The sequence below is a fragment of the Arthrobacter sp. SPT-J7 genome (genome assembly GCF_059089965.1).
This window is the reverse complement of record NZ_JBNHFF010000483.1, coordinates 1-988: the sequence shown is the minus strand read 5'-3', so window position 1 is coordinate 988 and position 988 is coordinate 1. Positions and strand designations below refer to the sequence as shown.

The following is a 988-nucleotide window of genomic DNA, read 5'->3' as shown; positions in this document are numbered from 1 at the left end:
CGAGGACATCGAGGGCGAGGCACTTGCCACCCTGATCGTCAACAAGATCCGCGGTACCTTCAAGTCCGTCGCCGTCAAGGCTCCGGGCTTCGGTGACCGCCGCAAGGCTCAGCTTGCCGACATCGCCGTCCTCACCGGTGGCCAGGTCATCGCCGAGGAAGTTGGCCTTAAGCTGGAAAACGCAGGCCTGGAACTCCTGGGCAAGGCACGCAAGGTTGTCGTTACCAAGGACGAAACCACCATCGTCGAGGGTGCAGGCGACGCCGACCAGATCGCCGGCCGCGTATCCCAGATCCGCGCCGAGATCGAGAACTCCGATTCGGATTACGACCGCGAGAAGCTGCAGGAGCGCCTGGCCAAGCTGGCCGGCGGCGTGGCAGTCATCAAGGCCGGTGCCGCAACCGAGGTTGAACTCAAAGAGCGCAAGCACCGCATCGAGGACGCCGTTCGCAACGCGAAGGCAGCCGTTGAGGAAGGCATTGTCGCCGGTGGCGGCGTGGCCCTCATCCAGGCCGGTGCCAAGGCATTCGCCAATCTGCAGCTGTCGGGCGACGAGGCAACCGGCGCGAACATCGTTCGCGTTGCCATCGATGCTCCGCTGAAGCAGATCGCCTTCAACGCGGGTCTGGAGCCGGGCGTTGTGGTGGACAAGGTCCGCGGCCTGCCCGCCGGCCACGGCCTGAACGCAGCAACCGGCGAATACGTCGACCTGCTGGCCGCCGGCGTCAACGACCCTGTCAAGGTAACCCGCTCTGCCCTGCAGAACGCGGCCTCCATCGCCGGCCTGTTCCTCACCACCGAGGCAGTTGTGGCCGACAAGCCGGAGAAGAACGCTGCTCCGGTTGGCGGCGGCGACGACATGGGCGGCATGGGCGGGTTCTAGCCTCCCCGCCGGGCCTGTCCCGCACGTCTACACAAAAGCGGCCCCCTCGTTTGAGGGGGCCGCGTTTGGTTGTTTCGGGATTCTGCCGGACAGTTCTATTTTTAT

1 protein-coding gene is annotated in these 988 nt (G+C 65.2%); it reads left to right on the top strand.

Features of this window, described 5'->3' with window-relative positions; all coding sequences use genetic code 11:
* The coding region (groEL, locus tag AC5RWX_RS33760) for a chaperonin GroEL (RefSeq protein WP_494100497.1) at positions 1 to 883 on the top strand (883 nt) is incomplete at its 5' end.
* Between the last annotated feature and the right edge of the window lie 105 nt (positions 884 to 988).